Origin of the sequence: Aeromonas sp. R2-2, assembly GCF_040908355.1 — a bacterium.
In the GTDB taxonomy this organism is placed as follows: Bacteria; Pseudomonadota; Gammaproteobacteria; order Enterobacterales; family Aeromonadaceae; genus Aeromonas; species Aeromonas veronii.
Genome location: NZ_JBFODQ010000084.1, coordinates 22468 through 46417 on the forward strand (window position 1 = coordinate 22468; position 23950 = coordinate 46417).

Genomic DNA, 23950 nt, shown 5'->3' on the forward strand with positions numbered 1-23950 from the left:
AAAAGTGTAAAGGAATGATGCAGTGAAGCTCAGAACCGTCAACATGAAGCAGTACAATGAACGTAAGTATCTAATCGTTGATGAGAGAGGACTCCCCATCCCGAGGCTATGTGAGTTCACACTGACACACCTGTATGGTGCGGAAAAAACACAGGAGAATAATGCAAACCACCTAATCCATATCGAACGATGGGCAGCAATGCTAAAAGTAGATCTAGCGGAAATTGTTGCTGGCACAGGGTTTGCTGATACTGGCTTATACCAGAGTTTTCTCAAACACCTTGAGCATCACTCATACGATATCAACGGAGCAAGACCCCTCCGGCCAGATATTGTTAGTCCTGATTATTTCAATCAACGCCTTGACCTAGTATTGGTTTACTTTCAATTTTTAGCCGATAAAGCAATTTCCAAGCGCCGTAATACAGATCCTCTATTCCATCAAATACCCAAGATGATGGAAAAACTTCAAGTCAAACTATCCAAGCTGAGAAGACCAAAGACAGCTCAAGGCCGCGCCCTTGGTTTGTCATTAGTCCAACAAGCAACACTGTATGATGTCATGGAAATGCCAAGTTTGCTTGGCTGGAATAAAGCTACTCAGTTACGTAACAAGCTAATTCTTAGATTACTTTTAGAAACAGGAATTAGGAAAGGTGAACTGCTATCACTTACAACATCAAACTGCCATACGAGCAAGCTGGTACATGGAGTTTACCCATTTATCCTGACACAACAGAATGTCGAGCATAACGATCCTCGTGGTAGATCACCTCGCGAAAAAACAGTTGGCCGGATCATACCTATTTCATTTCCTCTAGCATCACTGATTGATGAATATAAACAGGCCAGAAAATCTCTTGGCGACTCAGCTATGAAGAGCCCTTATCTACTCTTAGCGACAACCAAACCACATAATCCGCTATCAATAGCAGCACTGGATGATGTTTTCTCAAGTATTAAGAATAAGATTTTAGAGTTGTCAGATATCCACCCGCATAAATTAAGACATACCCTCTTTGAAAATCTTGACAGAATGCTCACCAAAATGGGAATTGATGCAGCTCAACAGAAAAAGCTAAAAAATAATGTTGGGGGGTGGACGTATAACTCAGATAGTAGTCTAATATATGAAACTGGTTCAATAATGGAACAATGCAACTTAGTTCTAAACCAACTTCATGCTGAAATGGAATCACATAGAAAACTATCATAATATGATTGCCGAGGTGCTGGCTATGCCGACAAAAAAATTAGATAAAAACGATATTATGTTGGTACAAATAGACCAGCATCCACGATTTGCTTATGACCCATATCCTGTAAGCCAGTCAGGCCAACAACTGGATTTAACACAAAGTAAAATAGTTTTGGAATCGGAGAGGGAGACCTTATTCTTTGACAAAATCTCTCCCCAACTAAGAGAGCATGCCCGTGCATGGATTTCTTATGCTTGTCATATCTACTCTAACTATGCTCTTTTCTCACATCAACATTGCTGGCGATTACTAAACATCCCTGACGATATTGCAGCAGAAGACATCGCTGAAAAGATGCAAGAGATCTACAGAGAACTTATGAGTTCTGAACGTAGTGCGAGCACTAAATCTATTTTAAGAATGATGTATAAATGGTGCGTTGAAGAAGGTCACCCATACTTTGACGAAGACTTTTATGATTACTACCTAGCCAATATAAAGTTTGGTACAGACGAAGGTAAAGGTCTTGATGTCATTATGGAAATCCCTGACCGTGGCCCACTCACGATCAAGGAAGAACGCATCTTCATCTCCACATTAAACGCCATTTCCCCAGAAACACTAACCACGCATGCATTACAGGGATTGGTGTCACTGAAATGCGCGCAGGTTCTGGGCATGAGAAATATTCAAGTGATGAGGCTGAAGTTCTCTGACTTACAGCTCTCAGACAAAGGTGCATATACACTAAACGTTTTGAGGGCAAAACAAAGAGGGCAGGCCAATAATAATGTATATAAAATTCGCCCCATAACAAAAACACTTGCAAGACTACTATCATTAATGAAAGCACGTTACGAAGATATACTAGGTACAAAAATTACTGATGATTGGCCTGTTATCTCAGAGTACTATAGTGTTAGAGATGAATTAGTTAAGCAGCAAGTAAAGATAACAAAGATGACATACATCACCAATCTGTTCAGAATGGTTGTTGGATTGGACTTCAAGGTAACAAACCGTAGACTTCGTAAAACCTTCTGCTCACGGTTAATCGCCAAAGGCACTCCTATGTCTGTTGTTGCTGAACTAATGGATCATAGTGATTTACAACAACTAGAAGTTTATTATAGACAATCGCATACTGTTGCCAAAAAACTAGATGATGTACTGCGAAGTGAGGCCATGGATATACTCGATGCATTTGCAGGTAAAGTTGTCACGCCTGATAATGCCTCTAAGCGAGGACAAGGTATTTTCGCGCCATCGAAAAATCTAAATCTTGTTCAAATTGGTAGCTGCGGTAGCGCTACCCCATGCTCTCTGCAACCCCCGCTTTCTTGTTACAACTGCTCTTCTCTAGAGGCTTTTGAAGATGTTGATCATAAGGCAATTGTAGATACGATGGTAGAAGAAGTAAAAACAGCATTTGGTGATGCACACGCCATAAATATTCTTCAACATAAAAACTTTTTAGCTGCTCGCAAGTTTGCTGACATGTTTGACAAGGGTGAACTATGAATACCAGTCTACAATTATTACCATCAATTGGTGTAGATGCTGATAGCAATCTGGCACAATTAGTTCACTTTTACAAAAAAAACACTCCCTTTGCAACATTAGAAGGTTGGGAATGGGATGCCCTTAGCTGGGATGCTAAAGGTATTTGTAAGACTCAAGCTAGCAAAGCTGGATACAATATATCCATCAATTTCAATCGAGATAATAATCTCGGCAAAAGAGTTAAGTCATCACGCGATGACATGAAGCCATTTCACAACCTGGATTTATCTGATATAGCAAAATGTCATATTTCAGCCTTGCAAATTGAGAAGTCAAAAGATGTAGGAACACTCAATTTTTATATTCTTGCATATCGGTATTTAGATAATGTGATGCTAAAAAGAAATATTACAGCAAGCACTCTGACTACTTATGACTTCAAAGTCGCAGAGGCGGAAGCACACGATAAAATAGAAGGTTCTACCTTTTACCGTGTTGGTCAGAGACTTGAATCCATTGCGAAATTCATTAACCAGAAGCGACTCTCCATCCAAAAAATTGTATTCAAAAAGTCATCTAAACGCGGAGAAACCCATACCCCTAGTGATACAAGAATCGATTTTGAGTCAACTACCAAACGGCATGAGAAGCTACCTACCCATGAAAGCCTGATTGCAGTAGCAGCAATTTCTAACTCGAATCTAGAAGGTGATGATGCACTGTTTCAGTGCTATGGTAGAAATCATGTTTACAACAGGTCTGCGATTTGATGAGGTGATCTGCCTGGATGTCGACTGCTTACAGGTTAGGGAGATTGAGGAGCAAAACGTCTTCACAGGTGAAATGGAAATATTATCCATTCATGAGATCCGCTACCGAGCCAAAAAAGGTGCTGGATATCAAACCAAACCAATCTCCTTAAGCATGTTGCCAATCCTAAAGAAAGGTCTGACTAGCGCCCTTGAAATATTAGCACCTGTACGTGACACGATTAAATGCGTTGCTAATGGGAAATACGACTTCTTCCCAATTATCACTGAAGATTGTGAGTTGTTTGTCACTGATATTTGGGAAAGATTAAACTGGTCATCACGTCCAAATCTCACATCCTACCTAAAGAAAAGAAATATCAACCTGACGAATAAACGGAATCCAAACACAGGTAAAATTGCGGTCGCATTCCACCCATCCGACTTAAAGGGAAAGGCATTTTCATTAGCACAGGAGTCTATAGATCAGTTATGGAAACAGACTTCAGAGTTAACTGTGGCTGATTCCCTAGATAAACTAATATTTGTTACCCAACATCAGCAACATCATTCTGAGAAGAGAGCTGAGCCATGGGAATTCACAATGATAACGTATACTCAAATATCAGACTATATTGCTGGCCGTCCTGAATATGGTATAAAGAATGTATTTGAACGCAAAAACCTGTGCTATCAAGGTGAACAGATCCGGCTGACATCACATCAATTCCGTCACTTTCTAGACACTATGCTAGAGCTCTCAGATTCAGTAACCCCTATAGAGGTTGCTCGATACTTTGGGCGAAAGTATACTCTAGACAATGTAGCCTATGACCACACTAATCCAGCTAAAAGAGTCATGGATAACGCAGACATACTCTTTGCCGCCTCAAATATAACACCAGAGCAAGCAAAAGAGGCATCCGTGATCTTTACACTGGTTGACCGTGATGAGGTTCTTGAAACGATAGAAGACATTGGTACAACACTCATCACTGCAATTGGCTTATGCAAACATGACTATAGTGACTCTCCATGTGGAAAATACTATGCATGCGTCCGTGGATGCTCTGAGTATTATCGTATAAAAGGAAATCAGGAAGAGATCATCCATTTACAAAAACTTCAAGCTGAACAAGAAACTCGAATTCAACATGTTAAAGCAGCAGTTGACGCTGAATATCATGGTTCCAATAACTGGCTACGCTCTAATGAAGAACTATTAAATGGTTGTCGTATAGCCCTCGCCATTGAGCAGGATAATTCAATTTCAGATGGTGAATTAGTGCAAGTTTTCCCTAATGGTAATAATGGGTGCGTTGCAATATGAAAAAAGAACAGAAACAAATTACAGCGGCACTAGAACAAGACTTCTGCAAACTCATCGTAATCCTAGCTGCCCGCAGTGGGAAGAATAAGGTCACCTGGAAAGAGCTAGAACAAGAGACAGGGTTTACTCGGCAAGCATTATCCAAAAAAGAAGCTATTGTTAAGGCTTATAAAGAAGCCAATCAAAGTAGCAACATATTAGAAGATATCGGCAGGCGTGCAGAAGAAACCCAATCAAAGCTTGATAAAATAAAAGAGGAAAATATCAAGTTAAAAAAACTATTGGCTGACTATGATGAGACTTTTGTTCGCTGGTTCGCCAATGCAACAAGTCGTGGTATGTCCATTGAGGAGTTGGAAGCACCGCTCCCACACTCTATGAAGACAAAAGCCAGATTGAAAGATCTTAAACAATGAATAGAGCATTCAGTATTAACCATGAGCTGGAAGATTTCGATCTTGATAAAATGCATGCCAAGGCGCGTGAAAATCTAGTTAAGGTGGCTAATTTAGTCGGGCCACTTGACCTTGCTGAATGGCAAAACTTCATAGAAAATGGCAGTTTAAATGCAACTGCAATAATAAAAGAGATTGGCATATCTCGCTCTAGCTATTACCAAAATAAATACATTGTTGCGTACCTTAAAAATAAGGCTCAATGGCTAGCTGAGCAGAATACCTTGCAGGAACTTCCCTACCAGGCTAGGGATACTTCAAAAGCACCCGCAAAGCGATACAGCCCGCAAGAAAAGATCATTCAAGAGAAAGATAAAATGATTCGCCAATTACAGCTACGGGTTGCAGAACTTGAATCTCATTTAGAAGGCTTAAAGCAAGAATATAAATCTCTTCAATCAAATTCACATCGAGAACAGGATCGTATGGAATTGCTAGAAATATTTAAGCGGGTGCCTAGATGAATGACTTCGAGCAAGAGAAGTTTTTTCGCATCACGAGACCACCATATTCATCCAGAAAAGGTCGCTCATTTCATGCTGTGCAGATAGATCCTGACACTCTACGTAATTGCAATTACAAGCGCAATTACATCATTCACATAATTGAAAATAACAGTGATCGCCTGTCACTAATATTAGCGAAGGGTGCATTGGTTAAATTAGCTGTCAAAAAGCAGTATAGTAGACGTGTAGAGCACGGAGGCATTCTCACTGTAATCACCCCTCAATACCTAGATCTAATTAGGCCATCAGGGGAGCAAATCGTAATCATGTTAGGCAGTCACGCCAGATTTAAAGGTGTTGGCCCAGTAAAAGCCCGTACATTATGGTCTACATTTGGTGAGTCCTTATTTGAAATCTTGGACAATGGTGATATTGTAAGCCTGCGTAAGATATTAAGTGAAAACACCGCAAAAAATACTATCGATGCATGGCGTAGCTATATAAATATTGATGCTATGCGTTTCTGCAATGCACATTTGGGATTATCAGTATCCACCTCATTTTTGGTATCAGATTATTATCAACAGGAAACCATAAGTAAGGTAAGCGAAGACCCTTACCGATTATTAGCGTTTGGTGTTGATTTTAATGAATGTGATCGAATCTCAGTGGCTCTAGGCTTTCAATTGGATGCTCCTATTAGGCTCGCAGCAGCAGCCGAGGAGGCATTGTACTGTCACCTTTCTAGCGGGAGTACATTAGCAACACGATATGATCTAGACATATGGCTGAAACAGCTCTTACATATCCCCAATAATCAAGAGAAAACAGAGTGCTATGTTAATCAAGCATTCGCACTCGCCACATCGTGTGAAAATATCCTTGATGTTGGTGACAATGAATTACAGAGCGCTGGTGCTTTCACCATGGAAGCATATGTTGCTCAGCGATTGGTGAACCTCATCACAAACCCAAGTAAATTATCCATCGATGAAAAAAGGATAAACTTTTATATCAATCAATACGAAAGTAAAAAGTGTTTTAACTTAAACTCTCTTCAAAAAGAAGCTATCTTTGGGGCTATAAAACATCGCTTTTTAATTATTAATGGTGGTGCAGGTGTAGGTAAAACTACATTATTAGATGCGCTTTATTCAGTGTTTCATAAGTTAGATATAATACCAGTACAAGTCGCACTTGCAGGCAAAGCAGCAAAAAGGATGGCAGAGGCAACAAATCAAGAGGCTCATACTATCGCAAGATTTATTAAAAACTTCAATGCTAATAATTATGAAGGCAGACAACTTGTTATTGTTGTCGATGAAAGCTCAATGGTAGACTTGCCTAGTATGTACCGCCTATTGAGATGTGTTCCTAATTCTGCACATGTAATCATGTTAGGCGATATTGGGCAGCTTCCACCTGTAGATTTCGGTCTTGTTTTCCATGAACTAGTGCCAATGCACGATATTCCAAAAATCACATTAACAGAGGTTCGTCGACAAGATAAACACTCAAACATCCCTGCTATTTCAGCTTCTATCCGTAATGGTATTCTTCCAACATTTAGCTACGATGATGTCGTCCATATTGATATCAATGGAGCCAATGCAATTCAAAAGAGAGCAGTCTCAATATATGTAGAAAAACCTGATGAAACACAAATAATTTGCGCTACAACCAAAATGGTTAATGATATAAATAAACGCTGCGTAGCATTGAATAACAGTAAACCATTAAAGGTATTTATAGAAGAAGCAAATCACTATTTAGATACTGAGTTTAAACTACATGACAAAGTAATGTGTTGCTCCAACCTTTATGATCATGACCTGATGAATGGTTCCATAGGAACCATTTGCCAAGTTTACAACGTAATGAAAATTATAAATAATGATGACAACGATGAGCCTTTGTCTAGCTTTGGCAAGATTCTATGGGATGACGGCATAGAACGAGAGATCTCTTTGGAGATAATCAATGCCCTTCGCCACGCTTATGCTATGACGATTCACAAGAGTCAGGGTTCACAGTTTAAGCAAGTCATCATTGTTCTGGATAAGGCCCCAAATATTGATCGAACAATGTGTTATACCGCGATTACACGAGCCGTAGAAAAGGTCTACTTGATCGGGCCTCTGAATATTCTGAGCCAAGCACTAACACATGAGTCAGCGAGCAAACGAAATGTTGATCTTGGACATAAGGTTAAAGCGTTGCTAATACAAGCAATGGCTGATTCTCCTTTAGATGCTGATAGATAACGGCTTGAAATTACTAGCCCTTTGATTCTGAGACACGTCTATCGAGGCGTTGTTTCCCAAATAAACCATCAAGCAGCAACTGCCCCAGCCCCTGGTGACCGCTACACTCGGGGCTTTCTGACAGGTAGACCAAGGGTATTCAGCTTGTTTATGGCGCTAACATACGCCATGACTTCTCCCACTTGGCCGTTGTAGTTACGCAGACTGATTTTCCCCGCCAGCAATTGCTTGAGCCGATACATCGCCGTCTCTGCCAGCGAGCGACGGTGATACTCCGATATCTTCTTCCAGTGCGCCAGCCCTTTCTTGCGCATCACCAGCACGGCCTCATTTCTTGGATGCCCCTTTTTCCATAACCCCGCGCTCTTACGAGGCGGGATACAGGCTGTCGCCCCTTTGCGCGAGATAAGCTGATGGCTGGCTTTGCTGTCATAGGCACCATCCGCATAAACATGTCCCAGCTTACGCCGCAGAGGGTTGAGCAAGGTGGGCAACACCTCGGCATCATGGACATTTTCCAGTGAGACTTCCGCCGCCACGATATCGTGGGTCACCGGGTCTACCGCCAGATGCAACTTGCGCCACACTCGCCGCTTCTCCGAACCGTGTTTTCTGACCTTCCACTCGCCTTCCCCAAACACCTTCAGCCCGGTTGAGTCGATAACCAAGTCGGTAATACGTTCCTTTGGGGGCTGTCGATAAGCCACAGTCACCGAGCGTGCTCGCTTGCTGACGCAGCTATAGTCCGGTGCGCACAACGGTACATTCATCAACTCGAACAGGGAGTCTAGTAGTCCCTGAGTGGCCCGCAGAGTGAGGTTGAAAATCCCCTTGAGCATCAGGAAGGTACAGATGGTCTGGTCGGTGTAAAGCTGGCTGCGACCTCGGCGCCCATGATGGTCGTGGTGAAACCAGCTGTTCATGGCTTCGGCATCAACCCAGAAGGTGAGTGAACCACGGTTAATCAAAGACTTGTTGTATGTAGGCCAGTTGGTGATGGGGTGAAGCGACGTGCCCATGATGCAAACTTGAAGAGGATGGTGGTGATCAGATCTCCGAGTCCTCAGTAAGTTCCCTTCAAACTGCATCGATTTAGGCAACAACGCCGTCTATCGATTCTGGCCGTTCATCAAGAGGCACTTCTAAACGCAATCAACCCCCTCAAAAGCCTCTCCACGGCCTCCAGCCTGCCCCGCAAATCGCGACTTTCTGCAACGGTATTGCTGATGGCACTTTCAATCGCTGGATCCAATATGGAGAAGTCCACTCTTAATTGCTGGTACTCAGCGAGCATTGAATCACATTCCTGCAACCCCTTACGGTAGTGCTGTGCTCTCGCGATCAGTCCTTCCAGAACGGATTCATACGTTTCCGGCTCACGCTCTTTACCCGATTCCGTTACAAGCGCATCCGGCCCAATAAATTCCTCTTTGAAATGCACTTCATCGAACTTGGGAGTCCTGATGAAATGAGAAAAGCGTCTCCCATCATCAACGTTCTTCCTTTTTAGAAGTCCCTGATTTACGAGCTTGATCAGATGCCGATAAATGAAGGTATAACGCCGCTTACGTATCTGCGATTCTGCTTTGTCACCAAAAATGGCATTTACAAATCCTATCGCAGTGAAGTCATCCATCTGCCATCGAATGAGTGCGGTGTAGAGCGCGGTTGGTAACCACACGGTCTGGGAGCTCATAAGCAATCCTGGGCCTCGAACGAAAACATTTAGTGGAAATCTAAACTCGGTTGCGGATTATAATCCGTGGTCGTTAGCCAGACAACCAGAGATAGTGCTCGCCAGCGAGAGGCGAGACATGCAAGAGCTAGCAAAAAAATTTGGTGATGCTGTACGTGATAGACGGCTTCAATTGGGCGTATCGCAAGATGCACTCGCATATGCGGCCGAAATTGATAGAAGCTACGTAGGACGAATTGAGCGTGGTGAGGTCAATATCACCCTGGAGAAAGCTTATCGCCTTGCCAGGGTACTGGGGTGTGACATTCGCGATCTGCTGCCATAGATATATTTGCCAAATAATTATCTCTTCACCCAGATAAAACTAAATTTCCCTATAATTATTCACAGTGATGGCATAGCGAGTACCATCAGGCATATGAATGAGCAGACCAGACGGCATCTGCTTGTGCGTGGCTTTATGCAGCGCAAGCTGCAAGCTCACATGAACCATTCGAAACGAAAACGAGCTCCCGCCTTGTCTATCTACTGATTGCTGTAGCGCCACCCAGCAGCAATAAATCCAGTTTTTCATCAGCTCCGGTCTGAGATGTTCAGCCTGTATCTCCATCCTCATTACCAGCTCTGCTGGTCTGCTGCATGTGTTATATTCGGCTCAAACATTGAGCCGAATGATGGGCTGGGTCGGCTCATTATTGAGACCCTAGCACGTTGGATGAGGAAATAATGGAACCATTTTGGATTTGGCAACAAGCTGATTGGCCCCATTTTCGTTGGCAGGATAGCGAGATATTGCCCAGATTACGGCAGGTTCAACGCAGGCAGGGAATTCTAATCGGTAGTCATTCCAGGTTGGGGAACCCCGACCAAAAGTTGGACACGTTATTGGCTAACATCATCGCCTCGTCCGCTATCGAAGGCGAACGTCTCAATGCCCAATCCGTGCGATCTTCCCTGGCTAGGCGGTTAGGGAGCTCACAAACTCAGTCCTATCCAGTATCAGAGCGCTCAGAGGGGCTCGCGGCCATGATGCTGGATGCCATCGACAACCATGAACAACCACTGACAATTGAACGACTTTACCAATGGCATCGTTGGCTGTTCCCTGTCAACGAATGGTCGGTACAGCCAATGAACGTAGGGCAGTTGCGAGGAGATAAGCCGATGCAGGTTGTCTCTGGGCGTGTTGATCGCCCCATCGTGCATTTTGAGGCACCACCCAGAGCGGCCCTTGACGATCAACTGGCCGAGTTCATCCCCTGGTTTAACCAGACTCGGCATGACCCCACGATTGATCCCCTGCTTCGTGCGGCGATTTGCCATCTCTGGTTCGTGACCCTGCATCCCGTTGATGATGGTAATGGGCGGCTCACGCGGGCATTGACCGATCTCGCGCTGTCACAGGCTGACAGCCACAGCATCCGGCTGTATGCCATGTCAGTTGCGATTCTAGAGCTGCGGGGTGACTACTATCGAGCGCTTGAGTCAGCGCAGAGGGGCTCGCTAGATATTACCTCCTGGCTATGTTGGTTCCTCGACACACTGGATTACTCCATAGAGCTGGCGTTACAGGTTATTGACCGTTCTCTTGCCAAAAAACATTTCTGGTTGCAGCACTGTCATGATGGTCTGAGTCCAGAGCAAACCAAGGTTATTAACCGTTTATTGGATGGCGGCCAACAAGGTTTTGAAAATGGCATCAACGCCAACCAATATCAAAAAGTCGCCGGAGTCAGCAAGGCGACGGCTACACGCCATCTGGCCGAATTGGTGGGTAGGGGGTGCATTGAGAAATTACCTGGTGGCGGACGCAATACACGCTATCAGATCCGCTCGCACACCGAGGGAGTTTGAAAAAGCATCGCCATGGGGTGTTATTTTTATTTGGTAGATAAAATCTGCGATTAACGTACCAATGACGATCTTTAGTTAAATATTGACACCATGATGAGTGCCGTCCGGCATATGAACGAATAAACTCAACCGACAGTCATGGCTCTCAACTGATTTTTTGAGCGACAACAAACCATCGAGAACATCGGGATCTATTTCAGGAACATCACCTGTCCCGAGACTTGAAAGCAGTCTGGTCACACTGAGACGTACCAGTTGCTCTTCGGCCAGCACCTTGGCTTTCTGGACTACCTCGGGTGATTCAGATGCGATGATATCCTCTAATGTCCTCCCCATACGGTGCTCCTACTACAGATAGAATTAAAGGCCCACGCCGAGCTGGCATGGGCTCTCAGCACTAGATCAAGAACTCTTCCAATGCTCGACCACTCGCCACAGCTTCCGCAATGGCCTTAGGCATGCGCCCCTGACCAGTCCAGGTCTTCTCCTGACCATCCTCAATGTACTTGTATTTTGCAGGACGAGGAGCACGTTTGGCTTTGACTGAACCGTCAGATTTCACCGGAGCCGCAGTACCAACCAGCTCACTCGGATCTATGCCAGCGTCTTTCAGCAGCTCGGCAAACTCAGCCAGTTTTTGCAGGCGTTCAGCGGACTCTTCTCTCAATTTGCTCTCTTGCTGCTCACGTTCGGCATAGATTTCGTCAAATTTGTCTTTAGCCTCGACCAACTGCTCAAATGACAACTCACGCAATGCAGCTCGCAGACTACGGATATTCAACAAAGTTTTCAAAAAATCGTTCATTTTTATCCTCATGTATCACATTTTTATATCAGTGAAATTATCTCTCAACCCAAGCATTAGCACCACTGTTTTTGGCACCAAGACGATTAGATAAATAGCATTATTCAAAAAGACGTGAGCGAAATCGCGTTCGAATCTGTTTAGTGGCCTAGCTCCAATCTGCTATGAAACTATGTAGCTAAAAATTAAATCCAAGTGGTAGTGAGCGTTGAGACCACCTCACCAGATGAGCCGATGAACGATCTTGATCGGCTCACGAAATGAGCCGATTGAAAAATATCATTGGCTCACAGAATGAGTCGATGATAAGAGATTTTATCTCCACACAAACTAGAGTATGGGAGCATATTACTCATATTATTTCCCTATTAGAATAATCACGCCCAAATGTGTCTGGGTTTGCAGCCTCATAGTCATCGTCAAACATATGTTCCCCGCGATGCATCTCCCTCATTGTTGCGAGTGTACCGAAAAAGCACATTTCACACAGATGCACCAGATAACGCTCACCATCGTGACGGGAACCATAGCCAAAATCCGCCGATAACGAACCGTATTGGTTGGTTCCAAAATTCGTTTTTGTACTACGACCACAGACATCACAGAGAATGTCAATAACCTGCTCTGTTGGCACAATCCCTTTTACGAGCATGCTAAGCCCCTTAAGTAATAAGTTATGAAATCTATAATATTCTTCTGTGGTGGATATAGGAATAACCTGCGCAGGTTACATATCACAGATGTCACCTGTATTGAAAAATTATTTGAAATTTTGCTTTTGGATATCTTTGCACTCAAATTTTGGAGGTGTTTTCCAACCTGTAACGCGCCCGCTGCGTTTGTTGATCCTGCGGTATTCATTACCCAACAGGATTTCCCATTCAGAGCCGTTCTCCGATAGAACCTGTAAAGTAGTCCCCAGCTCAATGCCTAAACCTGGTTCAGTACAGACCAACTCGGTCATCAGCCCTCCTCAATGCAGGGGCATTTGGTTATTAATTTTCCACTCAAAACGACAGTTTGGGGTAGGATAGCTCATGAGAGGTCGTGTTTGTACAATGAGGAGTGCTACATGATGCCCTATGCAACCTATCATCCTAGTAGTGACGCAGTTACTCCGAACCGTCTCCTAGAAGGTCTTGGTATTCCTCGTGACCCACTAGGAGCACATCAATGGATCGTGGCTGGCGTAGCACCGGACATACTCTATCGGCTCGCGGAATTGATGAAGACTGATGTGGGGATGGTTTGCCAGTGGGCTGGTATTAGCCGGAGTACACTGGCCCGCAAGCTGCGGATTACAGCCCACCTATCAATATCTCAGGGTGCCAGGGTATACGGAGTTGCACAGGCCCTCGATGCGGCACTCGTCTTCCACAGGAACGATACCGTCAAGACACTGTCGTGGTTAAACCGCACCGCCTGGGGCCTCGGTGGCGTAGCCCCAGCTAAGTTGTTGGTTACACCAATGGGGGTTCAGGCTGTTGTCGATCTAGTGGGACGGATTCGGCATGGGGTGTGCCTATAAAACGAAGAGTGATACTGGCTATTATGTGATGGATTACTACAACTGGCGGTGCCCACAACATCACAATGATGGGATACCGCCCTCAGAATCAGAGTATCGCTCGAACCAAGTGTCCGGATTTAGTTGACCACTACAGTAGTGTCCACACCAATATAAGGAGAGTCAAAATTTGTGAAATTGCCCTCCTGTGCTAGAGGCCTGAGTATACATTATTTAGCCGATGTGTTCTTTGTGCGTGAGTTTTAACCCAATAACTCCTAAGATTATAATAAAAACAAAGATTAACTTTTGTATGCTCAATGGCTCATTAAAAGAAAAATAGCCTAAAAATACTGTTCCAACGGTACCTATCCCGACCCATATAGGATATATTAAACTGATAGGCAACCTCTTGCTCGCTAAAGTGAGAGAGCCCATGCTGATTAACATAAACAACAAAAACACTAAGCTTGGATATATTAAAGTCAGGCCATTAGATTTTTTCATGTAGTAAGCCCATATCACTTCACTAATACCGGCCACAATAAGGTAAAACCAACTAGTTCGGTAGTTCATGATAATTTCAACCCTATTACACCGACGCAAACCATTGAGCACAAGAAAAACTTAACCGTAGACAGTCTTTCATTAAACATTAAAACACCTAAAGTAACTGCACCTACAGAGCCTATGCCAACCCAAACGGGGTATGCAATACTGATCTCTATGCTCCTTAGGGACAAAGCCAAAAAAATAGTACTCAGAACATTAAACATTAAAAACAATGTTGTTTCTTTGGGCTTTGAGAAACCATCACATTTTTTCATGTAATACACCCATAAAACCTCACACACCCCAGCAACAACTAAAATACACCAAGGACAATTAATTTTCGATAATAATTCAGATAGTAATTCATCAGGCAGCATTATAAAATATCCTTGCTTAGCTTACTCGCTTAAGTTTGATATGACAGAATTAAATAGAAGGACAAGAGTTATCACTAACTCACCACAATAAAAATGGTAGCTTTGTTTTTGGTTGGTGTGGTCTACTTAGAGATCATCAACAAGCAACATCTATCGTCGGTAGACTTGAAGTGGCATATGTTGAAAGTCTCAACTCTAAGCTATTCATACCATGTCACCACATTAACAAAGAAAGCAAAAGAGGCAAAAGAAAAAAAATAATGAATTATAATTAATTTTATTTTCTTGTTTTTTTTTTGGTTTTTTACTAAACTCTTAAGTATCAATACAAGAGTATTTTAGTGTATTGGGTGGAGGATCCGAATAAAATGAGCGTGAATATATATTTCGATCTAACTTCAGGCCGGATATTCTCAAACAGCACTGAGGTAGGACGGTTGAATTATAGTGAGAGACTTGTTTTTGAACTTCTTGTTAAAGAGAAAAACAAGATTGTTCCGAAAGATGACTTGCTGGCAGCCGGTTGGCCAGGCCGAGTGGTAGTGCCCAACTCTCTCAACATTGCTATTAAAAGCATAAGAGGAACACTGGAAAGGGCTGGGGTCCACAGCGAACCAGAAACCATACCTAAAATGGGTTATAAATTAAGCGCAGATATTATCTTTATCAACAGTGAGTTAGAGATCCCACAAAAAGGGCCAACTCATTCAAAAAATGAATCTGATGATTCATACAATGGAAAAAGCAGCGAACACTTAACAACTAGACAAAACTATAGTGAAAATATTTTATATCTAAAAATGTTACACTCTTTAGAATCTTTTTTTAGACGAGCATACTGCTTTGCTTATAAACATATATATTATTTTTATGTTTCAACCATCTTTATATTATCTGTAGCGTTATATTTAACAAGGATTATAGCTGAACCTGAAATTCATTGTGTAGAGTATGAGAAGTCTAGATTTTGTGGTTCGCACACAATTAATAAAAATGACATCCCTGGTGAAATTTTGAACAGCGATACAGGGGAGACTTATTGGTTTACGGAGCGTGATAATGAATTCACTTTTTTTAAAGCTTCTTAAATGGTTGTGGCCAGCATTATTTTTAATCCCTAGCACATACCCATTTATTAATGGCATAGGGTGTAAGTTTACTTTCATACATGATGGGAAGTATAATCTGCAAGAGGGTGTTTGTAAGGCAGGAATTCTTGATGTTTATATAAAGAACAAGATTGATGGGTCTGTATTTTTGAAGCGATTTATTTGGGGGGCTTCAAAAAGCCATATATACACCTACAACATAAAACAACAAGAAATAAAAGCACCAAATGATCACGCTATAGACAGAATAAACATATTATATGATACCTCAAGGCTCATTTCGGGATATAAAGTCAAAGTAGGAGATACTGGAGATACAGGGGGTACATATTTGACCTTTTATGATCAACCTATTGAAATAATTTATGTCAGTAGAGTCAAGGGGAGAATGGGGGCGATAAATAGATAGCTCGTGCCGTTCAATAAATAGCAAATTATATTCAATTGGTGAGACAAGAATAATCAAATTTCTTAATTATGATGTGTAAATATATAAGTATAATTTGTGTTGAGATAGACATCATCTGACTGTTTGCCTGCGTTGTGGCGTTAATGGAATGGTCGCCCCTCCCCAAAACGGCATCTTAGTGCCAAAGTGGCGAATGTAAGTTCCCACTGATGAGAGAGGCGATCACCATGAAGAACGCGGCTATCGATATCGATCTGGCAAACATCTCTTCCAATTACATGGCGTTGATCAACATGGCAAGGCGGTCATCAAGCGACAGTTTAAGCGGGAGCAGATGCTCTCATTCTTTAGCAATCATCCTCTAAGTCTGATCGGCATTGGAGGACTCGATCGTTCGCTGGCATAAGGACAGTGTCGCCAGCCAAACCTTAGCCCAGCTGCCAAGTATAAGTCCTATGAACAACTCGATCTCGTTAGATCCTTGTCCAAAGCGAGTTTGCCCCATCTCGGTCTGACCTCTCTAGCCATCACTTCATACAGCCTGAACAATCGCTGGTACTATCTGCTGGGCTTCCCTTGGGTCTGTCTCGCTTATTGCCGAGGGCAATATTCTTGGCTTTTGGTCAAGAGCGCCTAGACCGTGCGGGCATTCTTGTTGGCCAACGCCACAGCCGCAATATTGCTATTCCTACGCCCTAATAACCCGCTTGCCCAGCACGAGACGATATCGTGTTTACGCCTTAGTGACTGCAAAACTGCCCTGGCAACGTGGATTAGCAAGGATCTCAAATAGGTTTCGCCCCGTTTACTGATCCCCAGCAAGGTTTACTTACCGCCGCTCGAGTGCTGGCGTCGCACCAATCCGCTCCAAGCGACCAGTTGCCTGCTATTTTCGAAATTGTTGGCATTGCCAATTGTCGCAACTACGCACTGGCAGTGATGGGTTCGATGCCGGGGATCATACAGATGCATTGGGACAAGGCGTTCTGCTTATGACATTGCTCGATTTGCTTGTCGAGTGTCACTGTTATCTTGAACAGGTGGTCCAGATAATCCTGTAGCAGGCTCAACTGTTGACGGAACAAGGCTGGCAACCGGTTATCGGCATCCTCCAGTATGTCGTGTGACTTGCGCAGTATTTGCGTGATGCCTTGGAGGATTATGATTGCAAACTCCCCTCGTAATCCCCGGCGCAGATTGGTCTGATCTGTAGTGGTCTAATCATCCCGGACACCATTTTAGGTGGTACAGTCGCCACCATGACCTGAGGTGTTCAATGACAAGATTACGTCGCTCATTTACTGCCGAATTCAAACTCGAAGCCGCATCCCTGGTGCTCGACCAAGGATATTCTGTCCCTGAAGCCAGTCGTTCACTGGATGTCGGTGAAACCGTACTTCGCCGCTGGGTTCAGCAACTGCAATCCGAACGCAGTGGCACTACCCCCATCGGAAAAGCACTGACTCCGGAGCAGCAAAAAATTCAGGAGCTGGAAGCCCGCATCAACCGACTCGAACGTGAAAAGGACATTCTAAAAAACCGCCTCCCCGGCACTCCGTGGCCCATGGAATTAGAAACACGTCCACTACACTGATCTCACCGGACAGTGGTCGTTTGCTTTTTGGAGGCTTAGTCCCCGTCAAAAAACCTGACCCAGGGGAAGCTGCGGACCCGTGAGTGGTGGCACCTTGGTGACCCCGTTTAGGAATGTGATCGAATCCGAGTCCCCGTCCGGCACTATTTGTGATGGAGGGGTATTCATGAAAAAGCACAACACAGAACACGGTTTGCCGATCATCCATGCCCGCGCCGCGGGCATTGATATCGGTTCACGGTTCCATGTGGTTGCGGTGCCCACCGCGCTCGCCGAAGAACCAGTGCAAACCTTTCAGGCTTTCACGGCAGACCTGGAGCGTATGGCTGCTTGGTTGGTCGAGCTTGGGATCACTACCGTGGCAATGGAATCAACGGGTGTGTATTGGATACCCGTGTACGAGATCCTGGAGACCCATGGCTTACAGGTCATCTTGGCTAACGCCCGGGATGCCCGGGCCGTACCTGGGCGCAAAACTGACGTCAACGATGCGCAATGGATCCAGCGCCTGCATGCTTGCGGTCTACTGCGCGCCAGCTTCCATCCTGAGCGGGAGATCGCCGCGCTGCGCAGTTATCTGCGGCTACGTGAACGTCACCTCGATTACGCTGCGGCCCATATCCAGCACATGCAGAAGGCGCTAACTCACATGAACCTGCAATTGCAGCATGTGGTGAGTGACATCACCGGCGCCACCGGTATGCGGATCATCCGTGCCATTGTCGCAGGAGAGCGAAATGCCACGATGCTCGCCGCCATGCGCGACTTGTGCTGTCAGTCGAGCGTCGAAACCATCCAACGTGCGCTGGTTGGCAATTACCAGCCCGAGCATGTGTTTGCCTTGAGTCAGGCACTGGCCATGTATGACGCCTACCAGGCCCAGATTTCTCTCTGTGATGAGCAGATTGCCCAAAGCTTGCAACAACTCTCTCGTGGTAAGCCCCGTCCCAGCGAAGCGCTACCCAAGCCTCGCCACCGTACCCGGCAGCCGAACGCACTCAACTTGGATGTCCGCACCTTGCTCTATCAACTGGTCGGTATCGATCTGACCCAGATCCATGGCATTGGCCCTTACCTGGCACTGCGTCTGGTGGCCGAGTGTGGAACGGATCTGAGTCGCTGGCGAACGGCCCAACACTTCACCTCATGGCTGACACTGGCTCCGGGCTGCCGGATCAGTGGTGGCAAGGTACTGTCAGCTCATACTCGCAAGACCAAGAATCGAGTCACCGCCCACCTACGACTGGCAGCGGTGACCATCGGCAGAACAAATACAGCGCTGGGGGCATTCTACCGACGGTTGTCAGCGCGCATCGGCAAAGCGAAGGCGGTCACCGCCACGGCCCGCAAGATTGCGGTCTTGTTCTATAACGCCATGCGTTTTGGTATGGAATATCAGGATCCTGGCGCCGATCACTACGAGCAGCAGTACCGCGATCGGGTGGTCAAGGGATTGCACCGTCGGGCCGCCGAATTTGGTTTTACCCTACAGGCAATCGAGGGTGTTTCTTAGGAATGTATGGTCTGCTCCTTATCTGCAAGCGTGAACTGATTTCCAGAAGTCGTTTGCGTTAATGTATCCGGCCTGTCTGTGAGCCGTTTTCCGGCTCTGGCCTTGATGGGATCCGCACGTCATCGTCCTAATAAAGCTACCAGTCACGAGAGACTGCTTTTTTAGCCAGGCTGCAACGTCGTGGGGTAAACGCTTATGTCATCTGTTTTTGGCTCGCAAAACCGGGTATGAGTTCTATCAGTTAATTACCTTGCAGCAGTGCTTGACCTGCATACCCGGCGGGTCGTGGGCTGGGCGATGTCAGATAAACCAGATGCAGAGCTGGCCGTCAAAGCACTGGAGATGGCCTATCAGCAGCGGGGTTGCCCATCCGGTGTGCTGTTTCACTCTGACAGTAATAATGTCACTGTCAGTTTTCATCGCCATGCTTGCTGTTTTGCCTGACTGGTAAGATCACTGATGCAGTGAAGACTCCCCGGTTTCCTGACACTGACTCTGAACGACCAGAAATGTGTCTTTCCCTGGACCCGTCAGTTACCGGGAAGTATTTCATGCGAGGCATCTCCTCACCGATGCGCGTGACTCAAGAAGGGCCTGACGGCTTGTCTCTTTACTGTCCTGTCCAGGTTATCGTCAGGAGAAATGACGGATAGTTTCCGAAGCAGGAAATGACTTATGGCAAAGACAAAATCAGCTCAATCACCGTCCGTTGTTGGGGGCGTTGATACGCATAAAGATTTACATGTCGCGGCTGTAGTTGATCAAAACAACCGAGTTCTGGGGGATGAGTTCTTCGCGGCAACACGCCAAGGATACCGACAAATGCTGGCCTGGATGGCATCTCTTGGTACGATTGAGCGCATCGGAGTTGAATGTACTGGCTCCTATGGCGCAGGCTTGCTGCGCTACCTCCAGAGTTCAGAGATCGAGGTACTGGAGGTCACCGCACCGGATAAAATGGAACGTCGTAAACGTGGTAAAAGCGATACGATCGATGCCGAAAGTGCTGCCCACGCCGCTTTCTCCCGCATACGCACCGTCACGCCCAAAACACGTAGCGGAATGATTGAAGCGCTTCGCGTCCTGAAAATCTGCCGTAAAACAGCTGTTGCAGCCCGACGCATTGCACTACAAATGATCCAGATGAATATCGTGTCAGCTCCTGATGAGTTACGTGACCAGATCCGTCATCTCACGAGGATGCATTTGATCCGCACACTGGCCTCGTGGCGACCTGATGTTACCGCCTACCGCAATGTTCAGGATGCCTATCGTATTGCACTGAAATCACTGGCTCGAAGATATCTGGAATTACATGACGAAATAGCCGATCTGGACGTTATGATAACGTCGATTGTCGATGAGCTAGCGCCAGAGCTTATCAGGCGAAAAGCTGTAGGGTACGAATGTGCTTCTCAACTGCTGAACACTGCTGGTGATAATCCTCAGCGCCTGACCTCTGAGTCTGGTTTTGCGGCTTTATGTGGCGTCAGCCCAGTCCCCGTATCTTCCGGTAAAACAAACCGTCACAGACTGAATCGTGGTGGTGATCGTGCCGCCAATAATGCTCTGCATATTATCGCTATAGGGCGATTGCGCACCGGTACGAAAACACAAGAATATGTAGCCAAACGGGTAGCTGATGGTCACTCAAAAATGGAAGCGCTACGTTGCCTAAAACGTTATATCTCGCGTGAAGTCTATAGGTTGTTACGCAATCAAAACCGGTTGATCAACAGCACTCAAATAACGACTTGACTCTTAGAAGGGCGTCTAGGGTAGCCAATATGGTAGTGACGACTGGCAGCGTTTCTGACGGGCCAACAACCTGGCAACAAGTATGAACCGACGTGGCAACTGCTGGGATACTGCCCCGATGGAGCGACTATTCAGGAGCTTGAAGTCAGAGTGGCTCCCGGCTATGGGATATATGAGCTTGTGAGAGGCGAAGCGGGATATCAGTTACTACCTGATGGATTACTACAACTGGCGGCGTCCACATTGCCAAAATGACGGGATACCGCCAGCAGAAGCCGAAGAACGGCCTAACCAAGTGCCTGGATGTAGTTGCCCACAACAAAAAGACCCTGGAGATGCCCCAGGGTCATATTGCTGAATAATTAGGGTTCAAGCACGATGGAACTCAAAAAACCATTGGTAGAATACTCAACCTCCTTCTCTGCGCTGGTTATTCTAGTCGTGACGTTCTCTCTCTTGTCGCTCTCTTGATAACGAACCTTCAAAGTCAAGGGCTTGCCCACATCCTTTTGCTGGATAACATAGGAAGGCAAAACCCCTGGCGTCACCACAGGAATAAACGGCCCACCATTCCAGGATGCGGAGGTGACATCTTGCATGCCTGGTGAAAGAGTAAAGCCAGTGTAGGTGGCATCAATTTGGCTTCCGACAAACAATTGAGCCCCAGATGAGGTGAAGTTAATCCTCGGATTGACAATAGAACGTATCGCGTGCGTGTCGTAGCAATATCCGAGCCCTGCTGGACCAAGACCAAGGTCTGCTGTTGTCACTGTCACTTTATCACCTTTAATGCCAAGGTTATTTATGGGCTCAAAAGTCATAGATACAAGCCAATTTAGATAGCAAGGAATAGTCAAAATGCCCTGCCCAAGCTTAGATGAACCTGCCGCAAGCCGCTCACCAGTGAAGATATTTTTGCGCTCGTAATAGACCACACTATTGTCCCCCAGCCCGCCACCGTTGGGCATGAAGGTATAGTAGGCTGTGCCATGAAAATACTTCATATATGCACGTTTCTCGAGAGTTATGGCTACGGGGATAATCGGCTTTGCAGATGGATTAACCGCAGGCGCAACACCTGGCACTATCGGTGTTGGGCCGGAACTTGCAACTGTTGTAGCAGTCCCCCCCTCATTATTCATGCCCAAGACAAGCAACTCAATGCGCTTACCAATCATGGATTGAGGTACCCGATAACGCCCTATCTTGCCAGTGGTGGATGTGCCAGGCGGGTAATTGGCACGCTGGCCATAGGTGTTAATCCAGGATAATTTTTCGGTATTACTATCAGCACGGAATTCGCGCCAGGCATACGTTGTGTTCGGGCCATCACTGTATAAGGCATCAGTAAAGAGATAGCCTCCATCAAGCAACTCGCCAGCAGCCAGCTTGGCATAGGTGATCTTCACATCACTCACAACGGGCCTGTTATTTGGGTCAGGTATGAAAATAGTCGCAAAGTTATTCGTATTGAATTTTTTTCCGCTCACACCCAGGCCGTTGACTGGGGTTATCACAAAACGGGGGCGGCCGTAAACGCCAGCAGGGATGGACTGTGATGGGATCACCCCATTGGCGGTTTTGCCGCTCCTAACAAGGGTATTGTCCAAATAAAAATCATACGTGGAGTTGTCCCCGTCAGCACCACCTGCACGGTCAAAGACATAGGTGGTAGCTGGAACCACCCCCCCCACAAGCCCGGTAGTGGGGGGAGAGTGACTTGCAATCAACGGCGGCAAGTTGGGGTTGTAGATATAGGAGTCGATGGGCGTGGTCACTATGCTGCCGATGCCACCGTAGTGGCTCTGTGGCTGAATGCTGAGCTCCAACTTTTTTCCGGCATAGCCAGCAAGCGAGAAGTCAGGAACAGTGCCCCCGCTGGTGTTGGCACCAGCGCCATTTTGCAGCAGGGTGGCTGATTGTCCTAGTGGGCCGTATGAGTAGATGGAGGTGTCATTGCCGACCCCTTCCCAAGTGTATGTGGCAGCCAAGTTGTTGGCCTCAACAAACAGGCCATCAGCCTCCTTGACCTTCACATCCACATTTTTGACCAGCGGTGGCGGAGGCTGTACCGTGGTGGTGGCACACTTCTGATCGCCTGATGATGGGTCGGTGATGATGTCGCTTGTCTTTGGGGTGACACACGCCGTCAGCGGTTGGTTGATGGCCGCCTCTGGTACGACGGGTATCGATTGCGTGTTACCAAGATCTATGGGATTGCCAGCGCCGTCAGTGGTCGCCCATGAGAAAGCAGAGCCCAACTCATCATCGCCATCCGGGTCATTGAATCGGTAGTTGAGCTTCACATTCTTGCTCTCGACGCCGTATACAGTGGCAGGCTCAAACTCGAGATTTCCGACAGTCGGTGTACGCCCCAACACACCAGTGGGTGTTGGGTTAGATGTCACAGCGATTGCCGCACTGGCCAGCAGGGCACTCATGCCAACGATTAAAGCGGCGCCGTACCGTCTGGTTGCAAATAACGTCATTTTGCTCATTCTCAGTATCTCGGTAGTTATCTTTTGTCTTCTGACACTTAGCGTAGGGATGTGCACTCGTTGCCATTTAACTGTAGAGTGTCTAGATACCAACCACACGCTAAATAGATACATTTTTTCTCAACGGCAACGCAGTCTCAAAATAAAAAAAAATAAATAAATATAAATGCAGCATTAAAAATACAACATCAGCATCAACACCGATTGCCTAAGAGTAATTAAAACACCGCTCTACAAGCCTCAATCACTGGCTTTTACTATGATGTCGTCAGGCTACCGGACTGGTCATTGGGACTCCATCCTTTCCTTGACTCAGCATAACCTGTTCGGCA

At 45.7% G+C, this 23950-nt stretch carries 24 protein-coding genes and 4 pseudogenes; 18 read left to right on the forward strand and 10 right to left on the reverse strand.

Annotation, left to right across the window (positions count from 1 at the left end; all coding sequences use genetic code 11):
- Positions 1-43 precede the first annotated feature (43 nt).
- Genes AB5Z09_RS17815 through AB5Z09_RS17845 form a run of 7 tightly spaced genes read left to right on the forward strand, consistent with a single transcriptional unit; the run spans position 44 to position 7946 of the window.
- Positions 44-1216, forward strand: a complete 1173-nt coding sequence (locus AB5Z09_RS17815; RefSeq protein WP_368195883.1) for a tyrosine-type recombinase/integrase — start codon at positions 44-46, stop codon at positions 1214-1216.
- Positions 1182-2720 carry a tyrosine-type recombinase/integrase gene (locus tag AB5Z09_RS17820; protein WP_368195884.1) on the forward strand — a complete coding sequence of 513 codons (1539 nt, stop codon included), beginning with the start codon at positions 1182-1184 and terminating at the stop codon, positions 2718-2720. Before AB5Z09_RS17815 ends, AB5Z09_RS17820 begins: the two co-directional genes overlap by 35 nt.
- A complete protein-coding gene (locus tag AB5Z09_RS17825; protein WP_368195885.1) occupies positions 2717-3472 on the forward strand; it encodes a hypothetical protein in 756 nt (251 codons plus the stop codon). The genes AB5Z09_RS17820 and AB5Z09_RS17825 overlap by 4 nt, the downstream gene beginning before the upstream one ends.
- Positions 3447-4781 carry an integrase gene (locus AB5Z09_RS17830; RefSeq protein ID WP_368195886.1) on the forward strand — a complete coding sequence of 445 codons (1335 nt, stop codon included), beginning with the start codon at positions 3447-3449 and terminating at the stop codon, positions 4779-4781. The genes AB5Z09_RS17825 and AB5Z09_RS17830 overlap by 26 nt, the downstream gene beginning before the upstream one ends.
- Entirely contained in the window at positions 4778-5197 is a 420-nt protein-coding gene (locus tag AB5Z09_RS17835) for a hypothetical protein (protein ID WP_131730289.1), read from the forward strand. Before AB5Z09_RS17830 ends, AB5Z09_RS17835 begins: the two co-directional genes overlap by 4 nt.
- On the forward strand, positions 5194-5700 hold the full coding sequence (locus tag AB5Z09_RS17840) for a hypothetical protein (RefSeq protein ID WP_368195887.1): 507 nt from the start codon (positions 5194-5196) through the stop codon (positions 5698-5700). Before AB5Z09_RS17835 ends, AB5Z09_RS17840 begins: the two co-directional genes overlap by 4 nt.
- Positions 5697-7946, forward strand: a complete 2250-nt coding sequence (locus AB5Z09_RS17845; RefSeq protein ID WP_368195888.1) for an AAA family ATPase — start codon at positions 5697-5699, stop codon at positions 7944-7946. Before AB5Z09_RS17840 ends, AB5Z09_RS17845 begins: the two co-directional genes overlap by 4 nt.
- 101 nt (positions 7947-8047) lie before the next feature.
- On the opposite strand, the gene AB5Z09_RS17850 is transcribed toward AB5Z09_RS17845, so the two are convergent.
- Positions 8048-8965: an IS5 family transposase gene (locus AB5Z09_RS17850; RefSeq protein ID WP_368195889.1), complete on the reverse strand. Its 918-nt coding sequence runs from the start codon at positions 8963-8965 to the stop codon at positions 8048-8050.
- Positions 8966-9075: 110 nt separating this feature from the next.
- The gene (locus AB5Z09_RS17855) at positions 9076-9642 is read right to left on the reverse strand and encodes a hypothetical protein (protein WP_368195890.1); all 567 of its coding nucleotides are present in this window, start codon (positions 9640-9642) and stop codon (positions 9076-9078) included.
- 118 nt (positions 9643-9760) lie between these two features.
- On the opposite strand from AB5Z09_RS17855, the gene AB5Z09_RS17860 reads away from it, so the two are divergent.
- The 3 genes and pseudogenes from AB5Z09_RS17860 (at position 9761) to AB5Z09_RS17870 (ending at position 11496) form a co-directional block, all read left to right on the forward strand.
- Positions 9761-9967 (forward strand): helix-turn-helix domain-containing protein, encoded by a 207-nt coding sequence (locus tag AB5Z09_RS17860; RefSeq protein WP_368195891.1) that lies wholly within the window; start codon positions 9761-9763, stop codon positions 9965-9967.
- A gap of 401 nt (positions 9968-10368) precedes the next feature.
- Positions 10369-10602 (forward strand): annotated as a pseudogene (locus tag AB5Z09_RS17865) (DUF4172 domain-containing protein); the annotation flags it as partial.
- A gap of 66 nt (positions 10603-10668) precedes the next feature.
- Positions 10669-11496, forward strand: coding sequence for a Fic family protein (locus AB5Z09_RS17870; RefSeq protein ID WP_368195910.1), 828 nt, complete (start codon positions 10669-10671; stop codon positions 11494-11496).
- Between the two features lie 75 nt (positions 11497-11571).
- Here the strand turns inward: AB5Z09_RS17870 and AB5Z09_RS17875 are convergent, their stop codons facing one another.
- The 4 genes from AB5Z09_RS17875 to AB5Z09_RS17890 form a co-directional block, all read right to left on the reverse strand.
- Positions 11572-11832 carry a hypothetical protein gene (locus tag AB5Z09_RS17875; RefSeq protein WP_368195892.1) on the reverse strand — a complete coding sequence of 87 codons (261 nt, stop codon included), beginning with the start codon at positions 11830-11832 and terminating at the stop codon, positions 11572-11574.
- A 61-nt stretch (positions 11833-11893) separates the two neighbouring features.
- Positions 11894-12301, reverse strand: coding sequence for an H-NS family nucleoid-associated regulatory protein (locus tag AB5Z09_RS17880; protein ID WP_368195893.1), 408 nt, complete (start codon positions 12299-12301; stop codon positions 11894-11896).
- Positions 12302-12653: 352 nt separating this feature from the next.
- Positions 12654-12953: a hypothetical protein gene (locus AB5Z09_RS17885; protein WP_107683376.1), complete on the reverse strand. Its 300-nt coding sequence runs from the start codon at positions 12951-12953 to the stop codon at positions 12654-12656.
- A 108-nt stretch (positions 12954-13061) separates the two neighbouring features.
- Positions 13062-13265 (reverse strand): hypothetical protein, encoded by a 204-nt coding sequence (locus AB5Z09_RS17890; RefSeq protein ID WP_368195894.1) that lies wholly within the window; start codon positions 13263-13265, stop codon positions 13062-13064.
- Between the two features lie 111 nt (positions 13266-13376).
- On the opposite strand from AB5Z09_RS17890, the gene AB5Z09_RS17895 reads away from it, so the two are divergent.
- Positions 13377-13829 carry an antitoxin Xre/MbcA/ParS toxin-binding domain-containing protein gene (locus tag AB5Z09_RS17895; RefSeq protein ID WP_368195911.1) on the forward strand — a complete coding sequence of 151 codons (453 nt, stop codon included), beginning with the start codon at positions 13377-13379 and terminating at the stop codon, positions 13827-13829.
- A gap of 213 nt (positions 13830-14042) precedes the next feature.
- Here the strand turns inward: AB5Z09_RS17895 and AB5Z09_RS17900 are convergent, their stop codons facing one another.
- Together AB5Z09_RS17900 and AB5Z09_RS17905 are read right to left on the reverse strand one after the other, a co-directional pair.
- Positions 14043-14384, reverse strand: coding sequence for a multidrug efflux SMR transporter (locus AB5Z09_RS17900; RefSeq protein ID WP_368195895.1), 342 nt, complete (start codon positions 14382-14384; stop codon positions 14043-14045).
- Positions 14381-14737 carry a multidrug efflux SMR transporter gene (locus AB5Z09_RS17905; protein ID WP_368195896.1) on the reverse strand — a complete coding sequence of 119 codons (357 nt, stop codon included), beginning with the start codon at positions 14735-14737 and terminating at the stop codon, positions 14381-14383. The genes AB5Z09_RS17900 and AB5Z09_RS17905 overlap by 4 nt, the downstream gene beginning before the upstream one ends.
- 437 nt (positions 14738-15174) lie before the next feature.
- Here AB5Z09_RS17905 and AB5Z09_RS17910 point away from each other — a divergent pair, with 437 nt between their 5' ends.
- Both AB5Z09_RS17910 and AB5Z09_RS17915 read left to right on the forward strand, forming a co-directional pair.
- Positions 15175-15825: a transcriptional regulator gene (locus AB5Z09_RS17910; RefSeq protein WP_368195897.1), complete on the forward strand. Its 651-nt coding sequence runs from the start codon at positions 15175-15177 to the stop codon at positions 15823-15825.
- The gene (locus AB5Z09_RS17915) at positions 15797-16255 is read left to right on the forward strand and encodes a hypothetical protein (RefSeq protein WP_368195898.1); all 459 of its coding nucleotides are present in this window, start codon (positions 15797-15799) and stop codon (positions 16253-16255) included. The genes AB5Z09_RS17910 and AB5Z09_RS17915 overlap by 29 nt, the downstream gene beginning before the upstream one ends.
- 825 nt (positions 16256-17080) lie before the next feature.
- On the opposite strand, the gene AB5Z09_RS17920 is transcribed toward AB5Z09_RS17915, so the two are convergent.
- Complete coding sequence (locus AB5Z09_RS17920; RefSeq protein ID WP_368195899.1) at positions 17081-17227, reverse strand: transposase; 147 nt, start codon at positions 17225-17227, stop codon at positions 17081-17083.
- A gap of 304 nt (positions 17228-17531) precedes the next feature.
- Here AB5Z09_RS17920 and AB5Z09_RS17925 point away from each other — a divergent pair.
- The 5 genes and pseudogenes from AB5Z09_RS17925 to AB5Z09_RS17945 all read left to right on the forward strand — a co-directional run.
- Positions 17532-17792 (forward strand): annotated as a pseudogene (locus AB5Z09_RS17925) (transposase); the annotation flags it as partial.
- A gap of 223 nt (positions 17793-18015) precedes the next feature.
- Positions 18016-19362: an IS110 family transposase gene (locus tag AB5Z09_RS17930; protein WP_368195900.1), complete on the forward strand. Its 1347-nt coding sequence runs from the start codon at positions 18016-18018 to the stop codon at positions 19360-19362.
- Positions 19363-19605: 243 nt separating this feature from the next.
- Positions 19606-19755, forward strand: a pseudogene (locus tag AB5Z09_RS17935) (DDE-type integrase/transposase/recombinase); the annotation flags it as partial.
- A gap of 282 nt (positions 19756-20037) precedes the next feature.
- Positions 20038-21120: an IS110 family transposase gene (locus AB5Z09_RS17940; protein WP_368195901.1), complete on the forward strand. Its 1083-nt coding sequence runs from the start codon at positions 20038-20040 to the stop codon at positions 21118-21120.
- A 19-nt stretch (positions 21121-21139) separates the two neighbouring features.
- A pseudogene (locus AB5Z09_RS17945) lies at positions 21140-21478 on the forward strand (integrase core domain-containing protein); the annotation flags it as partial.
- A 4-nt stretch (positions 21479-21482) separates the two neighbouring features.
- Here the strand turns inward: AB5Z09_RS17945 and AB5Z09_RS17950 are convergent.
- A complete protein-coding gene (locus AB5Z09_RS17950) occupies positions 21483-23618 on the reverse strand; it encodes a hypothetical protein (protein WP_368195902.1) in 2136 nt (711 codons plus the stop codon).
- Between the last annotated feature and the right edge of the window lie 332 nt (positions 23619-23950).

What these genes read in the sequence shown, in the direction of transcription:
- AB5Z09_RS17885 (WP_107683376.1), bottom strand. Translation starts at nt 12,953, where the DNA reads ATGCTCGTAAAAGGGATTGTGCCAACAGAGCAGGTTATTGACATTCTC.
- AB5Z09_RS17830 (WP_368195886.1), top strand. Translation starts at nt 3,447, where the DNA reads ATGTTTACAACAGGTCTGCGATTTGATGAGGTGATCTGCCTGGATGTC.
- AB5Z09_RS17915 (WP_368195898.1), top strand. Translation starts at nt 15,797, where the DNA reads ATGAATTCACTTTTTTTAAAGCTTCTTAAATGGTTGTGGCCAGCATTA.
- AB5Z09_RS17950 (WP_368195902.1), bottom strand. Translation starts at nt 23,618, where the DNA reads ATGAGCAAAATGACGTTATTTGCAACCAGACGGTACGGCGCCGCTTTA.
- AB5Z09_RS17890 (WP_368195894.1), bottom strand. Translation starts at nt 13,265, where the DNA reads ATGACCGAGTTGGTCTGTACTGAACCAGGTTTAGGCATTGAGCTGGGG.
- AB5Z09_RS17855 (WP_368195890.1), bottom strand. Translation starts at nt 9,642, where the DNA reads ATGAGCTCCCAGACCGTGTGGTTACCAACCGCGCTCTACACCGCACTC.
- AB5Z09_RS17860 (WP_368195891.1), top strand. Translation starts at nt 9,761, where the DNA reads ATGCAAGAGCTAGCAAAAAAATTTGGTGATGCTGTACGTGATAGACGG.
- AB5Z09_RS17815 (WP_368195883.1), top strand. Translation starts at nt 44, where the DNA reads ATGAAGCAGTACAATGAACGTAAGTATCTAATCGTTGATGAGAGAGGA.
- AB5Z09_RS17920 (WP_368195899.1), bottom strand. Translation starts at nt 17,227, where the DNA reads ATGCATCTGTATGATCCCCGGCATCGAACCCATCACTGCCAGTGCGTA.
- AB5Z09_RS17820 (WP_368195884.1), top strand. Translation starts at nt 1,182, where the DNA reads ATGCTGAAATGGAATCACATAGAAAACTATCATAATATGATTGCCGAG.
- AB5Z09_RS17880 (WP_368195893.1), bottom strand. Translation starts at nt 12,301, where the DNA reads ATGAACGATTTTTTGAAAACTTTGTTGAATATCCGTAGTCTGCGAGCT.
- AB5Z09_RS17840 (WP_368195887.1), top strand. Translation starts at nt 5,194, where the DNA reads ATGAATAGAGCATTCAGTATTAACCATGAGCTGGAAGATTTCGATCTT.
- AB5Z09_RS17930 (WP_368195900.1), top strand. Translation starts at nt 18,016, where the DNA reads ATGAAAAAGCACAACACAGAACACGGTTTGCCGATCATCCATGCCCGC.
- AB5Z09_RS17895 (WP_368195911.1), top strand. Translation starts at nt 13,377, where the DNA reads ATGCCCTATGCAACCTATCATCCTAGTAGTGACGCAGTTACTCCGAAC.
- AB5Z09_RS17870 (WP_368195910.1), top strand. Translation starts at nt 10,669, where the DNA reads ATGATGCTGGATGCCATCGACAACCATGAACAACCACTGACAATTGAA.
- AB5Z09_RS17845 (WP_368195888.1), top strand. Translation starts at nt 5,697, where the DNA reads ATGAATGACTTCGAGCAAGAGAAGTTTTTTCGCATCACGAGACCACCA.
- AB5Z09_RS17825 (WP_368195885.1), top strand. Translation starts at nt 2,717, where the DNA reads ATGAATACCAGTCTACAATTATTACCATCAATTGGTGTAGATGCTGAT.
- AB5Z09_RS17900 (WP_368195895.1), bottom strand. Translation starts at nt 14,384, where the DNA reads ATGAACTACCGAACTAGTTGGTTTTACCTTATTGTGGCCGGTATTAGT.
- AB5Z09_RS17850 (WP_368195889.1), bottom strand. Translation starts at nt 8,965, where the DNA reads ATGGGCACGTCGCTTCACCCCATCACCAACTGGCCTACATACAACAAG.
- AB5Z09_RS17940 (WP_368195901.1), top strand. Translation starts at nt 20,038, where the DNA reads ATGGCAAAGACAAAATCAGCTCAATCACCGTCCGTTGTTGGGGGCGTT.
- AB5Z09_RS17875 (WP_368195892.1), bottom strand. Translation starts at nt 11,832, where the DNA reads ATGGGGAGGACATTAGAGGATATCATCGCATCTGAATCACCCGAGGTA.
- AB5Z09_RS17905 (WP_368195896.1), bottom strand. Translation starts at nt 14,737, where the DNA reads ATGCTGCCTGATGAATTACTATCTGAATTATTATCGAAAATTAATTGT.
- AB5Z09_RS17835 (WP_131730289.1), top strand. Translation starts at nt 4,778, where the DNA reads ATGAAAAAAGAACAGAAACAAATTACAGCGGCACTAGAACAAGACTTC.